This is a genomic window from Microbacterium sp. NPDC056569 (genome assembly GCF_042793475.1).
Lineage (GTDB): Bacteria > Actinomycetota > Actinomycetes > Actinomycetales > Microbacteriaceae > Microbacterium.
On sequence record NZ_JBHTUV010000010.1, the window covers coordinates 98,286 to 123,092 of the forward strand.

Consider the following 24,807-nt stretch of genomic DNA (forward strand, 5'->3'; position numbering starts at 1 on the left):
CGCCCGGGCACCACGACGACCGGAGCCATGACAACTGGAGTATCGATGACCGACCTGCGTCTGTTCACGTCCGAATCCGTCACCGAGGGCCACCCCGACAAGATCTGCGACCAGATCTCGGACTCGATCCTCGACGCGATCCTCGACGCGGACCCGCACGGTCGCGTCGCGGTCGAGACGCTCGTCACCACCGGCCTCGTCCATGTCGCGGGGGAGGTGTCGACGTCCGCGTACGTCGAGATCCCCGCGATCGTGCGCGACGTCGTCAACCGCATCGGCTACACCTCGAGCGACACCGGATTCGACGGCGACTCGTGCGGCGTGAGCGTCTCCATCGGGGCGCAGTCCTCCGACATCGCGGCCGGGGTCGACAAGGCGTTCGAGCGCCGCGAGGACGGCTCGGAAGACCCGCACGACCTGCAGGGCGCCGGCGATCAGGGCATCATGTTCGGCTACGCGACGACCGAGACGCCGCAGCTCATGCCGATGGCCGCGTGGACCGCCCACCGCATGGCCGAGCGACTCGCCGAGGTGCGCCGCTCGGGCGAGCTGCCGTTCCTGCGCCCCGACGGCAAGACCCAGGTCACGCTGGGCTACAACGGCAGCACGCCCCGGACGGTCCAGTCCGTCGTGCTCTCGACGCAGCACCACCCCGACATCTCGCAGAAGGCGCTGCGCGCCGCCGTCCGCGCCGAGGTGATCGACCCGGTCCTCGAGGCGACCGGGCTCGACCTGCCCGACGTGAACTACTACATCAACCCGGCGGGCCCGTTCGTCACCGGCGGTCCGAAGGGCGACGCCGGGCTCACGGGCCGCAAGATCATCATCGACACGTACGGCGGGGCATCCCGCCACGGCGGCGGCGCGTTCAGCGGCAAGGACCCGTCGAAGGTCGACCGCTCGGCCGCGTACGCGATGCGCTGGGTCGCGAAGAACGCGGTCGCGGCCGGCCTCGCTGACCGCCTCGAGGTGCAGGTCGCCTATGCGATCGGCAAGGCCAAGCCCGTCGGGCTCTACGTCGAGACGTTCGGCACCGGCCGCGTGGCCGACGAGCTGATCACGAAGGCGATCCTCGAGGTGTTCGATCTGCGCCCCAAGGCGATCATCGACCAGCTCGATCTGCTGCGACCGATCTACGCGCAGACCGCGGCGTACGGCCACTTCGGCCGAGAGCTGCCCGACTTCACATGGGAGCGCACGGACCGCGCCGACGCGTTGCGCGCGGCCGCAGGACTCTGACGCCGGCCGCGTGACAGCGGTGCACGACGACGAGCCCGACTCCGGCGACCGGCCACGCCGTGCCCGCCGGGTCGCCCGCGTGCTGATCGACTCGCCGCTGCCGCAGCTCGATCGCCTCTTCGACTACGAGATCCCCGCCGAGCTCGTCGCCGACGCCGTGCCGGGCGTGCGCGTGCGCGTGCCGCTGCGCAGTGCCGGGCGAGTCGTCGACGCGCTTCTCGTCGAGGTGGGGGAGCCGGATGCCTCGGACCGCCCGCTCTCACGGCTCGAGACCGTCGTGTCGCCGGTGCCGGTGCTGACGCCCGGACTGTATGCGCTGGCCCGACGTGCCGCCGATCGTGCGGCCGGCTCGGCGGGCGACATCCTGCGTCTCGCGATCCCGAAGCGGATGGTGCGCGCCGAGAAGGCCTGGCTCGCAGCCGGGCCACCGGAGCGCCCGACCGTGGACGCCGCGGATCGGTCCTGGGCCGACGGCGTCCTCGCCGCCTATCCCGGGCTCGCCGAGGCGCTCGACGGCGGCGAGCGCCTCGCGCTCGACGCACCGCCCGTGCCCGCGCGGCTCGACGACGGCTCCGTCGTCGGCTCCTGGGCGATCCTCCTCGCCGCCGCGGCGGCGCACACCCTCGCCGCGGGTCGCAGCGCCGTGATCGCCGTGCCGGATCATCGCGATCGCTCTCAGCTCGAGGCCGCACTCGCCGCACGCATCCCCGCCGATGCGCTCGTCCGCGACGATGCCAAGCAGAGCGGCCCGACCCGGTACTCCGCGTTCCTGCGCACCCTCGCCGAGGCGCCATGCGTGGTGATCGGCAACCGCTCCACCGTCTACGCGCCGGTATCCGAGCTCGGACTGGTCGCGCTGTGGGACGACGGCGACCCGCTCCTCGGCGAACCGCTCAGCCCGGGCGTCCACGCCCGCGACGCCGCACTGCTCCGGCAGGAGCTGCACGGCGGAGCCCTCGTCTTCGCAGGGCACACGCGCACCACCGACGTCGAGCGCCTGGTCGCGGTGGGCTGGGTGCGCGACCTCCCTGCGGCACGGCGCGTCAGCCCGCGCATCGTGCTGAGCGCGAACCGCGAGGGGGAGTCCCGCTCGGCGCGCGTCCCGTCCTCGGCGTTCGCCGCGGCGCGCGAGGCCCTCACCGAGGGTCCGGTGCTGGTGCAGGTCGCACGCCCGGGCTACGCACCCGTGCTCGTCTGCGCGAAATGCCGGCATCCCGCTCGCTGCGCCCACTGTGGCGGACCGCTCCACGCCGCACGGCAAGGCGCCGTCCCGACCTGCACGTGGTGCGGCCGCGCCGCCCACGCGTGGGCCTGCCCCGAGTGCCGGTCGACCCTGCTGCGGATGGCCTCCTCCGGCAGCGAGCGCACCGCCGACGAACTCGGCCGCGCGTTCCCGGGGACGCGCGTGATCATCGCCGACGGCGACCACCCGGTCGCTGAGGTCGACGCGCGACCCGCCCTCGTGGTGGCGACGCGCGGCGCCGAGCCGATCGCGGCCGGCGGCTATCGCGCGGTGATCCTGCTGGACGGAGACCGGATGCTGATGGCCGACGACCTGCGCATCGGCGAGTCGTGTCTGCGCTGGTGGTCGAATGCGGCAGCACTGGCCGCGCCGGGGGCTCCCGTGCACCTCGTCGGCGTCGGCGGCGAGGTCGCGCGTGCGCTCGCGACGTGGACGCAGGCCGCGTACGCCCGCGCCGAGCTCGCGGACCGGGCTCCGCTGCGCATGCCGCCCACCGTTCGCGTGGCCTCCGTCGACGGCCCGCGTCGTGCGGTGGACACCGCCATCGCCGAGTTGCGCGCGGCCGTCCCCGAGCTCGACGGCGAGGCGGTGCTCGGCCCGATCGCCCGCGACGAGTCGGTGCGCGCCCTGGTGCGGTTCGAGTACGGGCTCGGCGCGCGCGTGACCGAGAGTCTGCGCGCGTCCGTGGTGAGCCAGGCGATGAAGGGACGCCGCCCCGCGAAGGGTCGTACGCCCGGGCCCGCCCATACACTGAAGGTTCGGGTCGACGTGCCCGATCTCGATCTCTGACCCTCGACTTCCAGGAACGCCATGCGTCTCGTCTTCGCCGGCACACCGGCGCCGGCTGTGCCGTCGCTGCGCCGGCTCGCGGCATCCGCTCACGACATCGTCGCGGTCGTCACCCGCCAGGACGCCCCGCTCGGGCGCAAACGTGTGCTGACGCCGTCGCCGGTGGCCGCCGCTGCAGAGGAGCTCGGGCTGCCGGTGATCCGCGCCGACAGGCTCGATGCCGCCGTCACGGCCGAGATCGCGGCGCTCGAGCCCGACCTCGGCGTGATCGTCGCCTACGGCGGACTGGTGCGCGAGCCGCTGCTCTCCACGCCGGCGCACGGCTGGATCAACCTGCACTTCTCGCTGCTGCCGCGCTGGCGCGGCGCCGCCCCCGTGCAGCACGCGCTCATCGCCGGCGACGCCCGAACAGGCGCGAGCGTCTTCCAGCTCGTGCCGGAGCTCGACGCGGGCGACGTGTTCGGCGAGCTCGCGGTCGACGTGGCGGCAGGCACCACCGCGGGCGACCTGCTCGCGTCGCTGGCCGAGGACGGGGCCGGACTGCTCTCCGACGTGGTCGACGCCATCGCCGACGGGAGCGCCGACGCGCGTCCTCAGCAGGGCGAGGCGACGTACGCGTCCAAGCTCGGCGACGACGACGGCCGCATCCGCTGGGACGAGCCGGCCGACGCCGTGCTCGGCCGGATCCGCGGGGTCACGCCCGAGCCGGGTGCGCACACGACGATCGACGGCTCCCGGTTCAAGGTGCTCGCCGTCGGGTCCGCTCCCGATGACGCCCCGCCGCTCGCGCCGGGCGCGCTGGCGCTGCACGGCAAGCAGGTGGTCGCAGGAACCGCATCGTCGCCGATCGTGCTCGAGACGGTGCAGCCCGCGGGCAAGGGCGCGATGCGCGCCGCCGACTGGTGGCGGGGGCTCCGCGAGGCGACGCCGGTGGCGGGATCGTGAGCCGCACGGTCGCGGCGCGGCGCGTCGCCTACGACACGCTGCGGGCCGTCCACGAGTCGGACGCGTACGCCAACCTGCTGCTGCCGACGGCCATCTCCCGCGCCGGGCTGTCCACGGCCGACGCGGCGCTCGCGACCGAGCTCACCTACGGCACCCTCCGGCGCCAGGGCACGTACGACGCGGTGATCGCGATCGCCGCCGACCGCCCCGTCGCCGACATCGACCCGGCCGTGCTCGACGCACTGCGGCTCGGTGTGCACCAGCTGCTGTCGACACGGGTGGCGTCGCATGCGGCGGTCAACGAGTCCGTCGAGCTCGCCCGCGGCGCGGGCGGACGCGGCGCCGCCGGCTTCGCGAACGCCGTGCTCCGCCGTGTGTCCCGCGACACGCCCGGGGACTGGATGACCCACGTGGCCGAGAGCGCGCGCTCCGACGACGAGCAGCTCGGCCTGCTGTTCTCGCACCCGGTGTGGGTGGTGCGCGCCTTCCGGCGGGCGCTCGCTGCCGAAGGCCGCGCGGAAGAGCTCGAGGCGCTGCTCACCGCCGACAACGCGTCGCCGCGCGTCACGATGGCTGCACTTCCCGATCTCGCGGGAGTGCCCGACGACGCGCGCCGCACGCCGTTCTCGCCGATCGGGTTCCGACTCGGCGGCGGTGACCCCGACTCGCTGGTGCGCTCGTCGCGCGGCCGCATCCGCGTGCAGGACGAGGGCTCGCAGCTCGCCGCGCTCGCGCTGACACGCGCGCTGCCGATCGCCGAGGGTGAGCGCTGGCTGGATCTGTGCGCGGGGCCGGGCGGCAAGACGGCCGTGCTCGCCGCCGAGGCGCGGGTGGCGGGGGCGACGCTCGAGGCGAACGAGATCTCGCCGGCGCGCGCGGGGCTCGTCCGGCAGGCCTTGGCGGGTGTTCCCCTCGAGGTGCCCGTGTCGGAGGAGGACGGCCGCGTGCGCGCGCAGGAGGCGCAGGGAACCTACCACCGCATCCTCGTCGACGCACCGTGCACCGGGCTGGGAGCCCTGCGCCGGCGCCCCGAGGCGCGGTGGCGCAAGGCTCCGAGCGACGTACCGGCGCTCACCGAGCTGCAGCGGGAGCTCCTCACGGAAGCGGTCGGCGCCCTCAAGCCGGGCGGCGTCGTCGCGTACGTGACCTGCTCGCCGCACCTCGCCGAGACGTCGGGCGTCGTCGCCGACATCCGCCGCGAGTGGGGCGCTGCCCTCGAGGAGATCTCCGCGCGCGACGTCATCACCTCGTTGTCGGATGCCGATCCCGGCCTGCCCCCGCAAGCCGACGGCAGCGGCCGCGCACAGCTGTGGCCGCACCGTCACAACACCGACGCGATGTCGGTCTCGCTCCTGCGGCGGGTCTGAGCCGCAGCATCCCTCGCTCCGGGCCGCTCACTCGCGCAGGCGGATGCCGCGCGGCATCTGCTCGAACTCGACGCGCAGGGCCACGAGCGCGGCGCTGTGGGCGCGCGCGAGCTCGCGCGCGTCCACGATCACCTCGGCGTCCGCCGGCAGCGCGTCCGCGATCTCGCGCAGCACCGCGACCACGCGCTCGGTGCCGGCCAGCCCGAGCTCGCCCGACAGGCGGAGCACGCGCCCCTGGTCGGTGTCCTCGACGGTGAACGCGGGGACGGCGACGCTCTCGTGCGACTCGAGCAGGTGCATGCCGAACCGCTCGCCGAGCGTCTCGAGCAGCGCGATGGCGCGCACCGAATTGCCATGCACATCGAGGCGGGGACTGAACGCCGCCACCCCGAACTGCGAGGGGGCGACCGCCAGGAGGCCACCGCTGACGCCGCTCTTCGCCGGCAGTCCGACCCGCAGCAGCCATTCCCCGGAGTAGTCGTACATGCCGCAGCTCGTCATGATCGACAGCACGTCCCGCGCGACCGCCTCCGACACGACCCGCTCGCCGGTGACCGGGTTCACTCCGCCGAACGCGAGGGTCGCCGACATCACCGCGAGGTCGCGCACCGTCACCAGCAGGGAGCACTGCCGGAAGTACGTCTCGACCGCGATCTCTACGGAACCCTCGATGATGCCGTGGGAGCGCAGCAGGTGCGCCAGCGCGCGGTTGCGGTCGCCCGTCGCCGATTCCGACGCGTACACCTGCTCGTCGACCCACAGCGAGCGCCCCGCGAAGGCCGAGAGTCCTTCGACGACGCGCGTCATGCGATCGTCGACGCCCTCGCCGGGGACGAGCGCGGACGTCGCGATCGCCCCGGCGTTGACCATGGGGTTCGCCGGTCGCCCGGTCCCGGGTTCGAGGCTGATCGCGTTGAACGGCTCGCCGCTGGGCTCCGCCCCCACCTTGCGCAGCACCGCGTCGCGCCCTCGGTCGGCGAGGGCCAGAGCGAGCACGAACGGCTTCGAGATCGACTGGATCGTGAACTCGTGCGCCACGTCGCCGACCGCACGCACGCGGCCGCGCGGGCCCACGACCGCGAGCGCGAGTCGCTCCGGGTCGGCCGCGGCGAGCTCGGGGATGTATCCCGCGGGGGCGCCGTCGTCGTGGGGCCGGACGTCTTCGAGAACCTCGTGCAGCAGCGCCGTGATGGGATCCACGGGTCGACCATAATGGACCCGTGCCACCGATCGACGAGAACGCCCGCCAGACCGGCATCCGCATCAACCCCAGCATCCTGGCCGCCGACTTCGTCAACATGCAGGCAGAGCTCGCACGCATCGCGACGGCCGACTTCGTCCATGTCGACGTCATGGACAACCACTTCGTTCCCAATCTGACGTTCGGGCCGCAGATGGTCGAGCGCATCCAGGCCACGAGCCCCGTGCCCCTCGACGTGCATCTCATGATCACGAATCCCGACCGCTGGGCACCCGGCTACGCCGAGCTCGGAGCAGCCTCGGTCACCTTCCACCTCGAAGCCGCGAAGGAGCCGGTCGCGCTCGCGCGCCGGCTGCGCGACATCGGCGCGCGAGCAGGCGTCGCCGTCAAGCCTGCGACCCCCGTCGAGGGCCTGTTCGACCTCCTCGACGACTTCGACCAGATCCTCGTGATGACCGTCGAGCCCGGCTTCGGCGGCCAGTCGTTCATGCCCGAGACCATGCCCAAGCTCAGCCGCCTGGCCGACGAGGCCCGTCGGCGCGGTTCATCGGTCTGGCTGCAGGTCGACGGCGGCATCGGCGAGTCGACCATCCTGCAGGCCGCAGAGGCCGGCGCCGACACGTTCGTCGCGGGCTCCGCCGTGTTCGGCGCGAGCGACCCCGCGAACGCCATCGCGGGCCTGCGGGCGACCGCCGCCGAGCACCACGGACACTGAGCCGCTCGTCACGCGGCGCCGAGGCATCCGCTCGGTTCGATACCCTGGCATGGTGAAGACGTTCGACACGCTGTACGCCGAGCTCGCCGCGAAAGCGGCCGAGCGCCCCGAGGGATCGGGAACCGTCGCACAGCTGGACGCGGGCGTCCACGCGATCGGCAAGAAGATCGTGGAGGAGGCCGCCGAGGTCTGGATGGCGGCGGAGTACGAATCGACGGATGCCGCAGCCGAGGAGATCTCGCAGCTGCTGTACCACCTGCAGGTGCTGATGCTCGCGAAGGGGCTGAGCCTCGAGGACGTCTACCGACATCTCTGAGCGCGCGTCCCCATCCGCCCTCGAACCCGAAAGCCCCGCTGCCATGCTGCGAATCGCCGTGCCGAACAAGGGCTCGCTCGCCGAGACCGCCTCCGAGATGCTCCACGAGGCGGGCTACATCGGTCGTCGCGACCCCAAGGACCTCCACGTCATCGACCCTCAGAACGAGGTCGAGTTCTTCTACCTCCGCCCGAAAGACATCGCGACCTACGTCGGCTCCGGCGCCCTGGACGTCGGCATCACCGGCCGCGACCTGCTGCTCGACGCCCGCATGCCGGGTGCCCGGGAGATCGAGGCCCTCGGCTTCGGCGACTCCACGTTCCGCTTCGCAGGTCCTCCCGGACGCTTCACGTCCGTCCAGGACCTCAACGGCGCGCGCGTCGCGACGGCCTATCCGGGCCTCGTGGACGCGTTCCTCGACGAGCACGGCGTCGCCGTCGACCTGGTGCCGCTCGACGGCGCGGTCGAGTCGGCCGTGCGCCTGGGAGTGGCGGATGCCGTCGCCGACGTCGTGTCGACCGGCACGACGCTGCGTCAGGCGGGCCTGGAGATCTTCGGCCCCGTGCTGCTGCAGTCGGAGGCCGTGCTGATCACTTCGCCGACGCAGGCCGAGGGCACCGACACGCTGCTGCGGCGCCTGCGCGGCGTGATGGTCGCCCGCCGCTTCGTCATGGTCGACTACGACCTGCCCGCCGACCTGGTCGACGACGCCGTCAAGATCGCCCCCGGCATCGAGTCGCCGACGATCGCGCCGCTGCGCGACCCGGCGTGGGTGGCCGTGCGCGTGATGGTGGCCCGCAAGGGCGTGAACCAGGTCATGGACGCGCTGTACGCGATCGGCGCCCGCGCGATCCTGGTCACCGCGATCCACAACGCGAGACTCTGATGAGCCTGGTCTGCCGCGTCATCCCGTGCCTCGACGTCGCCGCAGGGCGCGTCGTCAAGGGCGTGAACTTCCAGAACCTGCGCGACATGGGCGACCCCGTCGAACTCGCGCGGGAGTACTTCCGCCAGGGCGCCGACGAGATCACCTTCCTCGACGTCACGGCGACGGTCGACGAGCGCTCGACGACGTACGACGTCGTCCGGCGCACGGCCGAAGAGGTCTTCATCCCGCTCACGGTGGGCGGGGGAGTCCGCTCCGCCGACGACGTCGCGCGACTGCTGTCCGTCGGCGCCGACAAGATCGGCGTCAACTCCGCGGCGATCGCCCGCCCGCCGCTGCTGGACGAGATCGCCGACCGGTTCGGCGCGCAGGTGCTCGTGCTGTCGCTCGACGTCAAGCGGTCGCCCGCGACCGAATCCGGTTTCGTCGTCACCACGCACGGCGGCCGCACCGAGACGACCCTCGACGCGCTCGAGTGGGCGCGCGAGGCGATCGAGCGCGGCGCGGGGGAGCTCCTGGTCAACTCGATCGACGCCGACGGCACCAAGCAGGGCTTCGACCTCGAACTCGTCGGCCTCATGCGCGAGGTCGCCAGCGTGCCCGTCATCGCGTCGGGCGGCGCCGGCCGGGCGGAGGACTTCGGCCCGGCCATCGAGGCGGGCGCGGACGCCGTGCTCGCGGCATCCGTCTTCCACTCCGGCCAGCTCACCGTCGGCGACGTGAAGGCCGCGATGCGCGCCGAGGGGATCGCCGTGCGGGAGGTGGCGGCATGACCGAGACGCTCGACGAGCGCATCGCGCGCGTGACCTTCAACAGCGACGGACTCGTCGCCGCGGTCATCCAGCAGTGGGACACGCGCGAGGTGCTCATGCTCGGATGGATGGATGCTGAGGCCCTCCGTCGCACGCTCACCGAGGGCCGCGTGACCTTCTGGTCGCGTTCCCGGCAGGAATACTGGCGCAAGGGCGACACCTCCGGCCACATCCAGCTGGTGCGGGGGGCGAGCCTCGACTGCGACGGCGACACGATCCTCGTGGAGGTCGAGCAGATCGGCGCGGCGTGCCACACCGGCACCCGCACGTGCTTCGACGGCCGGGACCTCAGCGCCGTGCGCGGCCCGGCGCGCCCCGCGTGAGTCCTCCATCGGAGCGGCGCTCGGTCCGGTAGCTTGGGCGAGCCGGCCGTGCCACGTCGGCACGCCCCCGCGTGGAGGTAGCCGATGCGGTCTGTCAGACGGAGAATGTGGGCCGCCGCGTTGGCGGCGACACTCGGCGTGGTGGGTTCGGTCGCGGTCGACGCGACGCCTGCCCTGGCGGCCGTCGACGTCACCCGCGTGTCGGGGCCCGACCGATACGCCACGTCCGCCGCGGTCAGCGCACGCAGCTTTCCTGCCGGCGCGCCAGTGGTCTTCCTCGCCAGCGGAGAGCGATTCCCCGATGCCCTGTCCGCAGGTCCGGCGGCCGCGAGGCTCGGCGGGCCCGTGCTGCTCACGCGGCAGTCCGAGATGCCCGCGTCGATCGCTGCCGAGGTTCAGCGCCTCCTTCCGGAGCGCGTCGTGATCCTCGGTGGCGATCCTTCGGTGTCGGAGACCCAGAGGGAGCAGATCCAGGCGCTGCTGCCGCAGGCGGCTGTCGAGCGCTGGGCGGGCGAAGACCGGTACCAGACGTCTGCGCTCGTGAGTGCGCGAACGGCAGCTTCCGGTGTCGACACGGTCTTCCTCGCGAGCGGGGAGGTGTTCCCGGATGCTCTGTCAGGCACGCCCGCCGCGTCCCTGCATCAGACCGCGATGCTCCTCACAAGACCCGACTCCCTGCCCCCCGACGTCGAGGCGGAGTTGATCCGCCTCGCTCCCGACCGGGTGGTGGTGCTGGGCGGCACGCCGTCGGTGAGTGACTCCGTCACCGATCGCGTCGCGCAGGTCGTGTCCGCGCCGGTCGAGCGCTGGGCGGGCGCCGATCGCTACGCGACCTCCGCGGACATCGCCGCGAGGGCATATCCCGCTGGAGCCCCCGTCGTCTACCTGGCCAGCGGCGAGGTCTTCGCGGACGCGCTGTCGGGCGCACCCGCCGCGGCGCGCGAGGGCGGGCCCGTGCTCTTGACCCCGAGTGTCGGGCTTCCGCCGGTCACCGTCGCCGAACTGCGGCGGCTCAAGCCCGCCAGACTGGTGTTCCTGGGCAGCACACCTTCGATATCGGCCGCCGCAGCCCAGCATGCCGCCTATGTCGCGGCGCCGCTGCCGGCGGCCACCGCCGGACGTCTCACCCGCGCCAGTGAGATCTCGGCGGGGACGTGCCTTCCTTCACCCGACACGTCGCACGCCCTCTGCGCATCGTACGACGGCCGACTCACGGTGATGCGGGGCTCCACCCAGCTGTGGACCTCGGGAACGACGGGCGCCGGCAGCGGATCCGTGCGGATCCGCACGGATGGGAACCTCGTGTTCGAGCGCTTCGACGGTGGGATCATCTGGCAGTCGAGCACGGCCGGCACCACGGGCACCGAGCTTCTCGTACAGAACGATGGTGAGGTGGTCCTGCGTGACGCGGCGGGTCAGATCATCTGGTCGAGCATGTCCGGTCCGACCGCGCCCCGCTGGCGGTTGCCGTTCGCTGCGGGGCAGCGGTGGGCGTCGGGGGCCCCGCACACCAACACCGGCGGCACCGGCGCGCGGGGCTCGCTCGATTTCGGGCCGACCGCCGGGGGTGACCGCCGAGTGCTCTCGATCGCCGACGGCGTCGTCTACCGGGTGCAATGCACCACCGGCTCGTACCTCGGCATCAATCACGCGAACGGCTGGCAGTCGACGTACTACCACCTCGTCAACTACCAGGACCACCTCGTCGGACAGTTCGTGCCGGCGGGCACCTACCTCGGAGACGTCGGTCGCACCGTCCCGTGCGGCGGCGGTGCGACCTTCGACCACGTCCATCTCACCATTCGGCGTGCAGGTGTTCCGGTGTCTGTCGAGGGAATGACGTTCGGAGGCTTCCAGACCCACAGCGACGGGCGCGACTACTGGGGTTTCTGGACCGACGCCGCCGGCAATCGGGTGCTGACGGCACCGGGAGGGGCCGGCTGCTGCCTCCTCGCGCGGTGACTACAGTGAGAGGGTGTCACGTCGCTCCCGCCTGCTGTCGGTCGTCGTCACGGTGCTGTGCGGCGCGCTGGGCGTGATCTCGTCGACGCAGACCTGGCTCGTCGTCGAGCTCCAGGATGCCGCCCACCACGCGCTCGAGGTGCCGGGTGCGTCGGCGGTGCCGGTGCTGGCGCCGCTGAGCCTCGCCGTGCTGGCGCTCGGCGCCGCGCTGTCGATCGTCGGCCGCGCACTGCGCTACGTCTTCGGCGCGCTGGCTTTCTTCATCGGCAGCGTGCTCGCCTGGCTGACCGCCCGTGTCGTCTTCGAGCAGCCGGTCTCGGCCGTCGCGTCGGTCGTGACCGAATCGACCGGCATCGCCGGCGAGACCTCCGTCGCGAAGCTCGTCGCGTCCATCGACGCGACCGCCTGGCCCGTCGTGACGCTGGTCGTCTGGGCGCTGCTCATCGTCGCCGGCGTCTTCGTGCTCGCGACGGCGCACTCCTGGTCGCGTACGGGCAGGCGCTACCGCACCGACGAGGGAGCCAAGGCTGCTCCCGGCACCGCTTCCCCGTCGGGTTCGGCCGACGGACCGCGCCCCCACGACGCCGCCGGATCGCGCGCCATCGACGACTGGGACGACCTGTCGCGTGGCGAGGATCCGACCGCCTGACCGCTAGACTGGCGGCATCCCGCCCAGGTTCCACGAGGAGACATCCATGAGCAACAACATCGGCGACCCCGGCCACGGACACTCGCCCGCAGCCTGGACGGCCGTCGTGATCATGCTCATCGCGGTCTCGATCGGCACCTTCTTCTTCTTCCTCGACATGCCGATCCTCGTGTGGGCCGCGGCGGGTCTCCTGGTCGTCGGGCTCCTGGTGGGCTGGATCATGAAGCGCGCCGGCTACGGCGTCGGCGGCTCCAAGGTCGCGGCGAAAGAGCACTGAGCATGCTCGCCGACCTCACGGCCGGCGCGGTTGAGGATGCCGAGGCGCGCGCCTCGGTGCGCCCCCTGGCAGAGGTCGAGTCCGCCGCCCTCGCGCAGCGTCCCGCTCTCGACGTCCTCTCCGCTCTCGCGCCTTCCGACCGCGTGAAGATCATCGCCGAGGTCAAGCGCGCGAGCCCGTCGCGCGGAGACCTGGCCGCGATCCCCGACCCCGCCCTTCAGGCCCGGCGCTACGAGGAGGGCGGCGCGTCCGCGATCTCGGTCCTCACCGAGGGCCGTCGCTTCAAGGGCAGCCTCGCCGACCTCGAGGCCGTCAAGGCCGCGGTGACGCTCCCGGTGCTGCGCAAGGACTTCATCGCGACTGAGTATCAGGTGCTCGAAGCCCGCGCATCGGGCGCCGATCTCGTGCTCCTCATCGTCGCCGCGCTCGAGCAGGACGCGCTCGCCCGGCTCTACGCGTTCACGCACGAGCTCGGCATGACCGCGCTCGTCGAGACGCACTCGGCCGACGAGGTCGACCGCGCGGCCGACCTCGGCGCGCAGCTCATCGGCGTCAACGCGCGCGACCTGTCGACCTTCCAGCTCGACCGCGACCTCTTCGGCCGCCTCGCCGAGCGCATTCCGGCAGGGGCGGTCAAGATCGCCGAGTCCGCGGTGCTCGCCCCGGCGGACGTGGCCCACTACCGCGGCGCCGGCGCCGACGTGGTGCTCGTCGGCGAGGCGCTCGTCACGAACGATCCCGTGTCCACCCTGCGCGCATTCCTGGAGGCCGGCGCATGAGTCTTCGTGAGGCTCCCGGGCCGCTGTTCGGCGAGTTCGGCGGGCGCTACATGCCCGAGTCCCTCATCGCCGCGATCGACGAGCTGACGGCCGAGTACGAGGCCGCGAAGGCCGACCCCGCGTTCCAGGCGGAGTTCGTGCGTCTCCTGCACTCGTATGCCGGCCGCCCGTCGCCGATCACCGAGGTCGCCCGGTTCGCCGAGCACGCGGGAGGCGCCCGCGTGTTCCTCAAGCGCGAGGACCTCAACCACACCGGCTCGCACAAGATCAACAACGTGCTCGGCCAGGCGCTGCTCACGAAGCGCCTCGGCAAGACGCGCGTCATCGCCGAGACGGGTGCCGGCCAGCACGGCGTCGCGACCGCCACGGCTGCCGCGCTCTTCGGCTTCGAGTGCACCATCTACATGGGCGAGGTCGACACCGAGCGCCAGGCGCTCAACGTCGCCCGTATGCGTCTGCTCGGCGCCGAGGTGATCCCCGTCACGACCGGCTCGCGCACGCTCAAGGACGCCATCAACGACGCGTACCGCGACTGGGTCGCGAGCGTCGAGACGACGAACTACATCTTCGGCACCGCCGCAGGCCCCCACCCGTTCCCGGCGATGGTCCGCGATTTCCAGAAGGTCATCTCCGAAGAGGCGCGCGCGCAGCTCCTCGAGGAGGCGGGCCGACTGCCCGACGCCGTGCTCGCCTGCGTCGGCGGCGGCTCGAACGCCATCGGCATGTTCGACGCCTTCCTCGACGATGAGAGTGTGAAGCTCTACGGCGTCGAGGCGGCCGGCGACGGCGTCGACACCCCGCGCCACGCCGCGTCGATCGAGCGCGGGCGCCCCGGCGTGCTGCACGGCGCGAAGACGTTCGTGCTGCAGGACGAGGACGGCCAGACGATCGAGTCGCACTCGATCTCCGCCGGCCTGGACTACCCCGGGGTCGGACCCGAGCACGCGTGGCTCGCCTCGATCGGGCGTGCGGAGTACATCCCCGCGACCGACGACGAGGCCATGCAGGCGCTGCGCCTGCTGTCCGAGACCGAGGGCATCATCCCCGCGATCGAGTCGGCCCACGCCCTCGCCGGCGCGCTGCGCATCGGCCGCGAGCTCGGCCCCGACGCGATCCTCGCCGTGTGCCTCTCCGGCCGCGGAGACAAGGACATGGACACCGCCGCACGCTACTTCCAGCTGTACGACGACGGGACGGATGCTGCGACCGCCGCGTCCGCACCCCACGACGACGCCGCCCACGGCGAGGGGGAGAAGCTGTGACCTCGCGCGTCGCCGCGGCGATCGACGCCGCCCGCGCCGACGGGCGCGGCGCCTTCGTCGGCTACCTCCCGCTCGGCTTCCCCGACCTCCAGGCGAGCATCGACGCCGCGGTCGCACTGGCCGAGAACGGCGCCGACATCCTCGAGCTCGGCCCGCCGTACTCCGACCCGGTGATGGACGGAACGGTCATTCAGGAGGCGACGCAGGCGGCCCTCGCCGGCGGCTTCCGCCTGCGCGACACCTTCACGGCGGTGCGCGAGATCACGCGTCGCGTCGACGTGCCCGTGCTCGTCATGACGTACTGGAACCCGGTGCTGCAGTACGGCGTCGACCGCTACGCCGACGATCTGCTCGCCGCCGGAGGAGCAGGCCTCATCACGCCCGACATCACGCCCGAGGCTGCGCCCGAGTGGATCGCCGCCAGCCGGCGCACCGGCCTCGACCGCGTCTTCCTCGCCGCGCCGACGTCGACCGACGAGCGGCTCGAGCTCATCGCGCAGAACTCCACGGGCTTCGTCTACACGGTCTCGACGATGGGCATCACGGGGGAGCGCGCGCAGTTGGATGCTGCGGCCCGCACCCTCGTCGCGCGCCTGCGCGAGCACGGGGTCGAGCACGCCTGCGTCGGCATCGGCATCTCGAACGCCGAGCAGGTCGCCGGCGTGCTGGAGTACGCCGACGGCGCGATCGTCGGCACCGCCCTGGTGCGCGCACTGCGCGAGCGGGGCCTCGAGGGCCTCGCCGAGACGGCGCGCAGCCTCGCCGCAGGCACCGCCCGCGGCGCGAACTAGACTTCTGAGGTCGGCGCCCTCCGCCGCAACCCCAGCACGGATCCAGCAAGGACACGGTTCTCCCATGATCAACGCCGCCGCGAGCGTCGTCGCCAGCATCCCGAGCCCGTCGATCAGCTACTTCGACATCGGCCCCCTGCGGATCCACATCTACGCGCTGTGCATCATCACGGGCATCATCGTCGCGGTGCTGTGGACCAACGCCCGCCTCACCAGACGCGGCGCCGAGCCGTGGGTCGTCATCGACATCGCCCTGCTCGCGGTGCCGCTCGCGATCATCACCGCGCGGATCTACCACGTCCTGACGCACTGGAACTTCTACTTCGGCGAGGGCGCGAATCCCTGGTCGGCCCTGTTCATCTGGGAGGGCGGCATCGCGATCTACGGCGCCCTCATCGGCGGCGCCGTAGGTGCCTGGCTCGGATGCCGGTGGACCGGCATCCGCTTCTGGACCTTCGCCGACGCGCTCGCCCCCGGCCTCCTCCTCGCGCAGGCGATCGGCCGCTTCGGCAACTGGTTCAACCAGGAGCTGTACGGTCTGCCCACCGACGTGCCGTGGGGTCTCGAGATCGACTACCCGAACCCCGCGTGGCCCATCGGCCTGCCGGAGGGGACGCTCTTCCACCCGACGTTCCTCTACGAGGTCATCTGGAACACGCTCGGCGTGCTCTTCCTCGTGTGGGTGGGTCGCCGCTTCACGCTGCAGTGGGGACGCCTGTTCGGCCTCTACCTGGTCTGGTACAGCGCCGGACGCATCGTGTGGGAGTCGATCCGCATCGACCCGAGCGACATCTTCCTCGGCCTGCGCACGAACGTGTGGGCGGCCATCTTCGGCGTCGTGATCGGTCTCGCGATCTTCTTCATCCAGAAGCGCCGTCATCCCGGTCTCGAGCCCTCACCCTATGTGTCCGGCCGCGAGTGGAACGGCGGACAGGCTGTACAATCGCAGGACACCGACGACTTCGTCGACGTCAGCGAACCCCCGACGTCCGAGGCCGAAGGGGCCAGCGCCACAAGCACTCCTGCCACGAAGTAACGCCGCTCTCTCCCCCCAGAGAACGCGCCCAGGGCCGACGTCGTCCCATCTTGACTATCAACGTGAGGACGGTAGGTATGGCTTCGAGCCCCCGTCACGTCGCCTCCCCGGAGGCGAACTTCCCCGCTTCGTCCGGCCGCGCCGGATTCCCGCAGAAGCAGGGGATGTACAACCCTGCATTCGAGAAGGACGCCTGCGGCCTGGCCATGGTGGCCACGCTCCGCGGCGAGGCCGGCCACGACATCATCGATCTGGCACTTACGGCGCTCCGCAACCTCGAGCACCGCGGTGCGATCGGCTCCGACGCCGGCACCGGCGACGGCGCCGGCATCCTGACGCAGATGCCCGACGCCTTCCTGCGCGCCGTGGCGGGCTTCGAGCTCCCGCCCGTGGGGGAGTACGCCGCCGGCCTCGTCTTCCTGCCGCGCGACGCCGAGGCGCGCGAGACGCAGAAGAGCGGGATCGAGCGGATCGCAGCATCCGAGGGTCTCACCGTGCTCGGCTGGCGCGAGGTGCCGACCTCCGACGAGAACCTGGGAAAGCTGGCCTTCGAGGCGCGCCCGGTGTTCGAGCAGCTCTTCATCTCGCACCCGGCGTCGGGCGAGCGCGCCGCGCTTTCGGGCATCGCCCTCGACCGCCGCGCGTACCGCCTGCGGGCGCGCGCACGGACCGAGCTCGACGCGTACTTCGTCTCGCTGTCGTCGCGCACGCTCGGGTACAAGGGCATGGTCACGACCCTGCAGCTCGAGCCGTTCTATCCCGACCTGCAGGACGAGCGCTTCGCCTCCGAGCTCGCCGTCGTGCACTCGCGCTACTCGACCAACACGTTCCCGTCGTGGCCGCTCGCGCAGCCGCTGCGCATGCTCGCACACAACGGCGAGATCAACACCGTCAACGGCAACCGCAACTGGATGCGCGCGCGTCAGTCGCAGCTCGAGTCGGAGCTGCTCGGCGACATCCGTCCGCTGCTGCCGATCTGCACCACCGGAGCGAGCGACTCGGCGTCGTTCGACGAGGTGCTGGAGCTGCTCACGCTGACGGGCCGCAGTCTGCCGCACGCCATCATGATGATGGTCCCCGAGGCCTACGAGAAGCAGGCCGACATCGACCCCAAGCTCCGCGCCTTCTACGAGTTCCACTCGATGCAGATGGAGCCGTGGGACGGCCCGGCCGCGCTGATCTTCACCGACGGCACGCTCGTCGGCGCGACGCTCGACCGCAACGGCCTGCGCCCCGGCCGCTGGACCGAGACCACCGACGGCCTCATCGTGATCGGCAGCGAGACGGGTGTGCTCGACTTCGAGCCCGAGCGCATCAAGCGCCGCGGCCGCCTCCGTCCCGGACGCATGTTCCTCGTCGACACCGCGGAGCGCCGCATCATCGAGGACGACGAGATCAAGGCGCAGCTCGCCGACCAGGAGCCGTGGCAGGAGTGGCTCGACGCGGGACGCGTCCGCCTCGCCGACCTTCCCGAGCGCGAGCACATCGTGCACCCCATCGCCTCGATCACCCGTCGCCAGCGCACGTTCGGCTACACCGAGGAAGAGGTCAAGATCCTCCTCGCGCCGATGGGCCAGACCGGTGCCGAGCCGCTCGGCGCAATGGGCTCCGACACGCCGGTGGCCGTCCTGAGCGAGCGCCCGCGCCTGCTGTTCGACTACTTCACGCAGCAGTTCGCACAGGTCACGAACCCGCCGCTGGACTCCATCCGCGAAGAGGTCGTCACGTCGCTCGGCCTGGGTCTCGGCCCCGAGCGCAACCTCCTCGAGTGGGGACCCGAGCACACGCGCGTCGTGACGCTCGACTTCCCCGTGATCGACAACGACGAGCTCGCCAAGATCCAGCACATCGACACCGCGCTCCCGGGTCGCACCTCCGTCACGATCCGCGGCCTGTACCGCGTCGAGGCCGGCCACAAGGGCATGAAGAAGCGCCTCGAGCAGATGTGCCAGGAGGTCGACCAGGCCATCGAGGACGGCGCCGAGTTCATCGTGCTGTCGGACCGCGACTCCAACAAGGACCTCGCGCCGATCCCGTCGCTGCTCATGCTCGCGGCCGTCCACCACCACCTCATCCGCAAGCAGACCCGCATGAAGTGCGGTCTCGTGGTCGAGGCGGGCGACGTGCGCGAGGTCCACCACATCGCGACGCTGATCGGGTACGGAGCATCCGCCGTGAACCCGTATCTCGCCATGGAGACCGTCGAGTACCTGGTGCGCGCCGGCTTCATCACCGGCATCGCTCCGGAGAAGGCCGTCAAGAACCTGATCTACGCGCTCGGCAAGGGCGTGCTCAAGATCATGTCGAAGATGGGCATCTCGACGGTGTCCTCGTACGCGGGCGCTCAGGTGTTCGAGGCCGTCGGGCTCTCGCAGGACTTCGTCGACACCTACTTCACCGGTACCGAGTCGAAGCTGGGCGGCGTCGGGCTCGACGTCATCGCCGCCGAGAACGCCGCACGGCACGCGTACGCGTATCCGGAGGATGCCGCGGTCCGGGCGCACGAGCGGCTCTGGACGGGCGGCGAGTACCAGTGGCGCCGCGATGGGTCGCCCCACCTGTTCAACCCCGACACGGTGTTCCGCCTGCAGCACTCGACGCGCACGCGCCGGTACGACATCTTCCGCGAGTACACGAAGCTCGTGGACGACCAGGCGAACGAGCTCAAGACCCTCCGCGGTCTGTTCGCGCTCAAGACCGAGGGCCGCACGCCCGTGCCCATCGACGAGGTCGAGTCGGTCGCGTCGATCGTCAAGCGCTTCTCGACCGGAGCCATGAGCTACGGCTCCATCTCGCGCGAGGCGCACGAGACGCTCGCGATCGCGATGAACCGCATCGGCGGCAAGTCCAACACGGGCGAAGGCGGCGAGGACGTGGACCGGCTCCTCGACCCCGAGCGCCGCAGCTCCATCAAGCAGGTCGCCTCGGGCCGCTTCGGCGTCACGAGCCTCTACCTGACCGAGGCCGACGACATCCAGATCAAGCTCGCCCAAGGCGCCAAGCCCGGCGAGGGCGGCCAGCTGCCGCCGACCAAGGTGTACCCGTGGGTCGCCCGTACGCGTCACGCGACCGCCGGCGTGGGCCTCATCTCGCCGCCGCCGCACCACGACATCTACTCGATCGAAGACCTCAAGCAGTTGATCTTCGACCTCAAGCGCGCCAACCCCGGTGCGCGGGTGCACGTGAAGCTGGTGAGCCAGTCGGGCATCGGCGCGGTCGCCGCCGGCACCGCCAAGGCGCTGGCCGACGTCATCCTGGTCTCCGGCCATGACGGCGGCACGGGCGCGAGCCCGCTGAACTCGCTGAAGCACGCGGGCACCCCGTGGGAGCTCGGCCTCGCCGAGACGCAGCAGACGCTCATGCTCAACGGCATGCGCGACCGCGTCGTCGTGCAGGTCGACGGTCAGCTCAAGACGGGCCGCGACGTCATCATCGGCGCGCTGCTGGGCGCCGAGGAATTCGGCTTCGCGACCGCGCCGCTCGTCGTGTCGGGCTGCATCATGATGCGCGTCTGCCACCTCGACACCTGCCCCGTGGGCGTCGCCACGCAGAACCCCGTGCTGCGCGAGCGCTTCAACGGCAAGCCGGAGTTCGTCGTGAACTTCATGGAGTTCATCGCCGAAGAGGTGCGCGAGTACCTCGCCGCGCTCGGCCTGCGCTCCCTCGACGAGGCGATCGGGCGCAGCGACCTGCTGGACGTCGACGGTGCGGTCACGCACTGGAAGGCGAACGGCCTCGACCTCGGCCCCGTGCTCGACGGTCCGGTGTTCGCCGAAGACGAGCCGCGCCGCAACACCACAGGGCAGCTCCACGAGCTCGACGAGCACTTCGACGTCGGACTCCTCGAGCGCGCGCAGAACGTCATCGCGAGCGGCGGCGAGATCACGATCGACCTGCCGATCCGCAACACCGAGCGCGCCGTCGGCACGCTGCTCGGTCACCACGTGACCAAGGCACGGGGTGAGAACGGACTGCGATCGGGCAGCATCGTCGTCAACCTCACCGGTTCGGCCGGCCAGTCGTTCGGCGCCTTCATGCCCGCGGGCATCACGCTGCGCCTCGAGGGCGACTCCAACGACTACGTCGGCAAGGGTCTCTCGGGCGGTCAGATCGTCGTCCGTCCGCCGCGCGGCGCCACCTTCGACGCATCGAAGAACGTCATCGCGGGCAACGTGATCGGCTACGGCGCAACCCTGGGCACCATGTTCCTGCGCGGCGTCGTGGGCGAGCGCTTCTTCGTCCGCAACTCGGGTGCGACCGCGGTCGTCGAGGGCGTGGGCGACCACGCGCTCGAGTACATGACCGGCGGTCTCGCGGTCATCCTCGGGGCGACCGGGCGCAACCTGGGCGCCGGCATGTCCGGCGGCACCGCGTACGTGTACAAGCTCGACCGCAAGCTCGTGAACCGCGAGGCCCTCGCCTCCGGCGAGCTCGAGCTCGGCGAGCTCGGCTCCGGCGATGCCGAGATCCTCCGCGACCTGCTCGAGCAGCACGTCGCCGAGACAGAATCGACTCTCGCCCAGGCTCTCCTCGACGACTTCGAGGTCGAGCTGGCGAACTTCGTCCGGGTCCTGCCGCGCGACTACGCCGCAGTGCTGCAGACCCGCCAGGAGGCTGTCGCCGAGGGGCTCGACCCCGACGGCGACGTCGTCTGGAACCGCATCCTGGAGGTGACGGGTGGCTGACCCGAAAGGCTTTCTGAAGGTCACCGAGCGCGAGCTGCCCCCGCGGCGGCCGGTGCCGGTGCGCATCATGGACTGGAAAGAGGTCTATGAGCCGGGCGACTCGGCGGTGCTGCGCCGGCAGGCCGGGCGCTGCATGGACTGCGGCGTGCCGTTCTGCCACAAGGGCTGCCCGCTCGGCAACCTCATCCCGGAGTGGAACGACCTGACGTGGCGCGGCGAGGGCCGCGCCGCGAGCGAGCGCCTGCACGCGACGAACAACTTCCCGGAGTTCACCGGGCGCCTGTGCCCCGCGCCGTGCGAGAGCTCCTGCGTCCTCGGCATCAACCAGCCGGCCGTGACCATCAAGCAGGTCGAAGTGTCGATCGTCGACGAGGCGTTCGCCAACGGGTGGATCGAGCCGGAGCCCCCGGGGCGCCTCACCGGCAAGACGGTCGCCGTCGTCGGCTCGGGTCCGGCCGGCCTCGCGGCCGCGCAGCAGCTCACGCGCGCCGGCCACACGGTCGCCGTGTTCGAGCGTGACGACCGCATCGGCGGCCTTCTGCGCTACGGCATCCCCGACTTCAAGATGGAGAAGAAGCACCTCGAGTCGCGACTGCGCCAGATGCAGGACGAGGGCACGCGCTTCCGCGCAGGTGTCGAGATCGGCAAGGACATCACCTGGGCCGACCTGCGCGCCCGCTACGACGCGGTCGTCATCGCCACCGGCGCGACGATCCCGCGGGAGCTCGCGATCCCCGGACGCGACCTCGCCGGCGTGCACTTCGCGATGGAGTACCTCGTGGAGTCGAACAAGGCCGTCGCGGGCGATGCGGTCCCCAACCAGATCACGGCCGAGGGCAAGCACGTCGTCGTCATCGGCGGCGGCGACACCGGCGCCGACTGCATCGGCACGGCGCACCGTCACGGGGCGCTGAGCGTGACCAACCTCGCGATCGGCCGACGCCCCCCGGGGGAGCGGCCGGAGCACCAGCCCTGGCCGATGGACCCGCTCGTGTTCGAGGTGCAGTCCGCCCACGAAGAGGGCGGCGAGCGCGCCTACCTCGCCTCGACCGTCGAGTTCCTCGCGAACGGCGCCGGCGAGGTGCGGGCGCTGCGCGTCGCCGAGACCGAGTTCGTCGACGGCCGTCGCGTTCCCAAGAGCGGCACCGAGCGCGAGATCCCCGCGGATCTCGTGCTGATCGCGATGGGCTTCACCGGTCCGGAGCGCGCCCTCCTCGAGGACCAGCTCGGTGCCCGCTTCACCGAGCGGGGCAACGTGCGCCGCGAAGACGACTACCAGACGACCGCCCCGGGCGTGTTCGTGGCCGGCGACGCCGGCCGCGGCCAGTCGCTCATCGTGTGGGCGATCGCCGAGGGACGCGCCGCCGCAGCCAGCGTCGACCGCTTCCTCATGGGCGAGACCCAGCTGCCCGCTCCGGTCCGCCCGACCGATGTCGCCATCGGCCTGCAGCCCGCGTAGGCTGGCCGAGGCACTCGCCACCTTCAACCCACCCGGAGAACACCACGGATGAGACGCGCCAAGATCGTCGCCACCCTTGGGCCCGCCACGTCGTCGTATGAGATGGTCCGCGCGATCATCGATGCCGGCGTCGATGTCGCCCGCTTCAATCTGAGCCACGGGGACTACTCGGTCCACGACAACAACTTCGCCAACGTGCGCAAGGCCGCCGACGACGCCGGACGGGCGGTCGCGATCCTCGTCGACCTGCAGGGTCCGAAGATCCGTCTCGGCAAGTTCGAGAACGGACCGCACGAGCTGGCGGTCGGCGACATCTTCAAGATCACCACGGAGGACATCCTCGGCACCAAGGAGATCGTCGGCACGACGTTCAAGGGCCTCCCGAACGACGTCAAGCCCGGGGACTTCCTCCTCATCGACGACGGCAAGGTCCGCGTCGAGGTCGTCGAGACGGACGGCACCGTCGTCACCACCAAGGTGGTCGTCGCCGGACCGGTCTCGAACAACAAGGGCATCAACCTCCCCGGCGTCGCGGTCAACGTCCCGGCGCTGTCGGAGAAGGACGAGGCCGACCTCCGCTGGGGTCTGCGCGCCGGCGCCGACATCATCGCCTTGTCGTTCGTGCGCGACGCGAAGGACGTGCAGCGCGTTCACGTCATCATGGCCGAGGAGGGGCGCCACGTGCCCGTCATCGCCAAGATCGAGAAGCCGCAGGCCGTCGACAACCTCGAGCAGATCATCGACGCGTTCGACGGCATCATGGTCGCCCGCGGCGACCTCGGCGTCGAGCTGCCCCTCGAGGCGGTGCCGATCGTGCAGAAGCGCGCGGTCGAGCTCTGCCGCCGCATGGCCAAGCCGGTCATCGTCGCGACGCAGATGCTCGAGTCGATGATCGAGAACCCGGTGCCGACCCGCGCCGAGACGAGCGACGTCGCCAACGCCGTCCTCGACGGCGCGGATGCTGTCATGCTCTCGGGCGAGACCAGCGTCGGCAAGTACCCGGTCGTGGTCGTCGAGACCATGGCGCGCATCGTGGACTCGACCGAGGAGCACGGCCTGGACCGCATCCAGCCGCTCACCACCAAGCCCCGCACGCAGGGTGGCGCGATCACGCTCGCGGCCATGGAGGTCGCCGAGTTCGTCGACGCGAAGTTCCTCTGCATCTTCACCGAGTCGGGCGACACCGCGCGCCGCATGTCGCGCCTGCGCCCGCGCATCCCCATGATCGGGTTCGCGCCCGAGCCGGCGATCCGCCGCCGGATGGCACTGACGTGGGGCGTGCAGTCGACGCTCGTCGAGCACGTCGCCCACACCGACCTGATGTTCATCCAGGTCGACGACTACCTGCTGTCGAACGACCTCGCGAAGGTCGGCGACAAGGTCGTCGTGATCTCGGGATCCCCTCCCGGGATCATCGGCTCCACCAACGACATCCGCATCCACAAGGTGGGCGACGCGGTGCACGGCAAGGCGCCGATCTACAAGACACGGGACTGACACCTCTCACCCGGACGGCTGCGACCACTACTGTGGTCGCAGCCGTCCGGCTTTTCGAGAAAGGTGACGCCGATGTTCTTCGGTGACTTCTGGTGGTTCCTGCTGTGGAGCTTCTACTTCATCGCGTACCTGTACGTGGTGATCGTGATCATCACGGACCTGTTCCGCGACGACGCGCTCAACGGCTGGCTCAAGGCGCTGTGGATCATCGCCCTGGTGTTCGTGCCTTTCCTCACCGCGCTGGTCTACATCATCGCCCGCGGCAAGGGCATGGCCGAGCGTGCGCAGGCCGCTCGCGGGGGAGTGGTCCCCGAGTCCGACGACTATCGCCCCTCGGCGTCGTCGAGCCCCGCGGACGACATCGCGAAGGCGAAGGCGCTCCTCGACGCCGGCACGATCTCGCAGGGCGAGTTCGACGCTCTCAAGAGCAAGGCGCTCGGCAACCAGTACTTCGGCGCGTAGTCACGTCGACACCAGAAGAGGGGGGGGCGCGGTACCGGGGCGCCCGGCGGGCCCGGGGTTGGGGGGGGGGGGGGGGGGGCCGGAGCGATAAGTAAGGGGGGGGGTCGGCACC

The 24,807-nt window shown here is 71.4% G+C and carries 21 protein-coding genes; 20 read left to right on the forward strand and 1 reads right to left on the reverse strand.

Annotated elements, in window-relative coordinates; translation table 11 throughout:
• The first annotated feature begins 45 nt into the window (after positions 1 to 45).
• From metK to ACFQ7C_RS13020, 4 genes are read left to right on the forward strand one after another with little or no spacing between them, the layout of a single operon-like run.
• Entirely contained in the window at positions 46 to 1,239 is a 1,194-nt protein-coding gene (gene metK, locus ACFQ7C_RS13005) for a methionine adenosyltransferase (protein WP_378901573.1), read from the forward strand.
• Between the two features lie 10 nt (positions 1,240 to 1,249).
• A complete protein-coding gene (locus tag ACFQ7C_RS13010) occupies positions 1,250 to 3,271 on the forward strand; it encodes a primosomal protein N' (protein ID WP_378901576.1) in 2,022 nt (673 codons plus the stop codon).
• Between the two features lie 21 nt (positions 3,272 to 3,292).
• The gene (gene fmt / locus ACFQ7C_RS13015) at positions 3,293 to 4,216 is read left to right on the forward strand and encodes a methionyl-tRNA formyltransferase (RefSeq protein WP_378901579.1); all 924 of its coding nucleotides are present in this window, start codon (positions 3,293 to 3,295) and stop codon (positions 4,214 to 4,216) included.
• Positions 4,213 to 5,583, forward strand: a complete 1,371-nt coding sequence (locus ACFQ7C_RS13020; protein WP_378901582.1) for an RsmB/NOP family class I SAM-dependent RNA methyltransferase — start codon at positions 4,213 to 4,215, stop codon at positions 5,581 to 5,583. The genes fmt and ACFQ7C_RS13020 overlap by 4 nt, the downstream gene beginning before the upstream one ends.
• A 27-nt stretch (positions 5,584 to 5,610) precedes the next feature.
• Here ACFQ7C_RS13020 and glsA read toward each other — a convergent pair whose 3' ends face one another.
• Entirely contained in the window at positions 5,611 to 6,783 is a 1,173-nt protein-coding gene (gene glsA, locus ACFQ7C_RS13025) for a glutaminase A (RefSeq protein ID WP_378901585.1), read from the reverse strand.
• 20 nt (positions 6,784 to 6,803) lie between these two features.
• On the opposite strand from glsA, the gene rpe reads away from it, so the two are divergent.
• From rpe to ACFQ7C_RS13105, 16 genes are all read left to right on the forward strand, one after another.
• Entirely contained in the window at positions 6,804 to 7,499 is a 696-nt protein-coding gene (gene rpe, locus ACFQ7C_RS13030) for a ribulose-phosphate 3-epimerase (RefSeq protein WP_378901588.1), read from the forward strand.
• A gap of 52 nt (positions 7,500 to 7,551) precedes the next feature.
• A complete protein-coding gene (locus ACFQ7C_RS13035) occupies positions 7,552 to 7,815 on the forward strand; it encodes a phosphoribosyl-ATP diphosphatase (protein ID WP_045302883.1) in 264 nt (87 codons plus the stop codon).
• A 43-nt stretch (positions 7,816 to 7,858) separates the two neighbouring features.
• Complete coding sequence (gene hisG, locus ACFQ7C_RS13040) at positions 7,859 to 8,701, forward strand: ATP phosphoribosyltransferase (RefSeq protein WP_378901593.1); 843 nt, start codon at positions 7,859 to 7,861, stop codon at positions 8,699 to 8,701.
• Entirely contained in the window at positions 8,701 to 9,474 is a 774-nt protein-coding gene (gene hisF / locus ACFQ7C_RS13045; protein ID WP_378901595.1) for an imidazole glycerol phosphate synthase subunit HisF, read from the forward strand. Before hisG ends, hisF begins: the two co-directional genes overlap by 1 nt.
• The gene (gene hisI, locus ACFQ7C_RS13050; RefSeq protein ID WP_378901597.1) at positions 9,471 to 9,836 is read left to right on the forward strand and encodes a phosphoribosyl-AMP cyclohydrolase; all 366 of its coding nucleotides are present in this window, start codon (positions 9,471 to 9,473) and stop codon (positions 9,834 to 9,836) included. Before hisF ends, hisI begins: the two co-directional genes overlap by 4 nt.
• 141 nt (positions 9,837 to 9,977) lie before the next feature.
• Entirely contained in the window at positions 9,978 to 11,798 is a 1,821-nt protein-coding gene (locus ACFQ7C_RS13055) for a cell wall-binding repeat-containing protein (RefSeq protein WP_378901601.1), read from the forward strand.
• Between the two features lie 13 nt (positions 11,799 to 11,811).
• Entirely contained in the window at positions 11,812 to 12,447 is a 636-nt protein-coding gene (locus ACFQ7C_RS13060) for a Trp biosynthesis-associated membrane protein (protein WP_378901603.1), read from the forward strand.
• A 46-nt stretch (positions 12,448 to 12,493) separates the two neighbouring features.
• Positions 12,494 to 12,724 carry a DUF6704 family protein gene (locus ACFQ7C_RS13065; RefSeq protein WP_378901606.1) on the forward strand — a complete coding sequence of 77 codons (231 nt, stop codon included), beginning with the start codon at positions 12,494 to 12,496 and terminating at the stop codon, positions 12,722 to 12,724.
• 2 nt (positions 12,725 to 12,726) lie between these two features.
• Positions 12,727 to 13,503, forward strand: a complete 777-nt coding sequence (gene trpC, locus ACFQ7C_RS13070; protein WP_378901609.1) for an indole-3-glycerol phosphate synthase TrpC — start codon at positions 12,727 to 12,729, stop codon at positions 13,501 to 13,503.
• Complete coding sequence (gene trpB, locus ACFQ7C_RS13075) at positions 13,500 to 14,765, forward strand: tryptophan synthase subunit beta (protein WP_378901612.1); 1,266 nt, start codon at positions 13,500 to 13,502, stop codon at positions 14,763 to 14,765. The genes trpC and trpB overlap by 4 nt, the downstream gene beginning before the upstream one ends.
• Positions 14,762 to 15,556 carry a tryptophan synthase subunit alpha gene (trpA, locus tag ACFQ7C_RS13080; protein WP_378901615.1) on the forward strand — a complete coding sequence of 265 codons (795 nt, stop codon included), beginning with the start codon at positions 14,762 to 14,764 and terminating at the stop codon, positions 15,554 to 15,556. Before trpB ends, trpA begins: the two co-directional genes overlap by 4 nt.
• A 64-nt stretch (positions 15,557 to 15,620) precedes the next feature.
• Positions 15,621 to 16,592: a prolipoprotein diacylglyceryl transferase gene (gene lgt, locus ACFQ7C_RS13085; RefSeq protein ID WP_378901618.1), complete on the forward strand. Its 972-nt coding sequence runs from the start codon at positions 15,621 to 15,623 to the stop codon at positions 16,590 to 16,592.
• A 77-nt stretch (positions 16,593 to 16,669) separates the two neighbouring features.
• Complete coding sequence (gene gltB, locus ACFQ7C_RS13090) at positions 16,670 to 21,277, forward strand: glutamate synthase large subunit (RefSeq protein WP_378901621.1); 4,608 nt, start codon at positions 16,670 to 16,672, stop codon at positions 21,275 to 21,277.
• Positions 21,270 to 22,736 (forward strand): glutamate synthase subunit beta, encoded by a 1,467-nt coding sequence (locus ACFQ7C_RS13095; RefSeq protein ID WP_378901624.1) that lies wholly within the window; start codon positions 21,270 to 21,272, stop codon positions 22,734 to 22,736. The genes gltB and ACFQ7C_RS13095 overlap by 8 nt, the downstream gene beginning before the upstream one ends.
• A gap of 48 nt (positions 22,737 to 22,784) precedes the next feature.
• A complete protein-coding gene (gene pyk, locus ACFQ7C_RS13100) occupies positions 22,785 to 24,233 on the forward strand; it encodes a pyruvate kinase (RefSeq protein ID WP_378901627.1) in 1,449 nt (482 codons plus the stop codon).
• A 72-nt stretch (positions 24,234 to 24,305) separates the two neighbouring features.
• A complete protein-coding gene (locus tag ACFQ7C_RS13105; protein WP_378901630.1) occupies positions 24,306 to 24,695 on the forward strand; it encodes an SHOCT domain-containing protein in 390 nt (129 codons plus the stop codon).
• Positions 24,696 to 24,807 lie beyond the last annotated feature (112 nt).

Coding starts and splice junctions, on each gene's coding strand:
- hisF (WP_378901595.1), top strand. CDS start 8,701: ATGAGCCTGGTCTGCCGCGTCATCCCGTGCCTCGACGTCGCCGCAGGG.
- metK (WP_378901573.1), top strand. CDS start 46: ATGACCGACCTGCGTCTGTTCACGTCCGAATCCGTCACCGAGGGCCAC.
- hisI (WP_378901597.1), top strand. CDS start 9,471: ATGACCGAGACGCTCGACGAGCGCATCGCGCGCGTGACCTTCAACAGC.
- lgt (WP_378901618.1), top strand. CDS start 15,621: ATGATCAACGCCGCCGCGAGCGTCGTCGCCAGCATCCCGAGCCCGTCG.
- fmt (WP_378901579.1), top strand. CDS start 3,293: ATGCGTCTCGTCTTCGCCGGCACACCGGCGCCGGCTGTGCCGTCGCTG.
- pyk (WP_378901627.1), top strand. CDS start 22,785: ATGAGACGCGCCAAGATCGTCGCCACCCTTGGGCCCGCCACGTCGTCG.
- trpC (WP_378901609.1), top strand. CDS start 12,727: ATGCTCGCCGACCTCACGGCCGGCGCGGTTGAGGATGCCGAGGCGCGC.
- ACFQ7C_RS13065 (WP_378901606.1), top strand. CDS start 12,494: ATGAGCAACAACATCGGCGACCCCGGCCACGGACACTCGCCCGCAGCC.
- gltB (WP_378901621.1), top strand. CDS start 16,670: ATGGCTTCGAGCCCCCGTCACGTCGCCTCCCCGGAGGCGAACTTCCCC.
- hisG (WP_378901593.1), top strand. CDS start 7,859: ATGCTGCGAATCGCCGTGCCGAACAAGGGCTCGCTCGCCGAGACCGCC.
- trpB (WP_378901612.1), top strand. CDS start 13,500: ATGAGTCTTCGTGAGGCTCCCGGGCCGCTGTTCGGCGAGTTCGGCGGG.
- ACFQ7C_RS13105 (WP_378901630.1), top strand. CDS start 24,306: ATGTTCTTCGGTGACTTCTGGTGGTTCCTGCTGTGGAGCTTCTACTTC.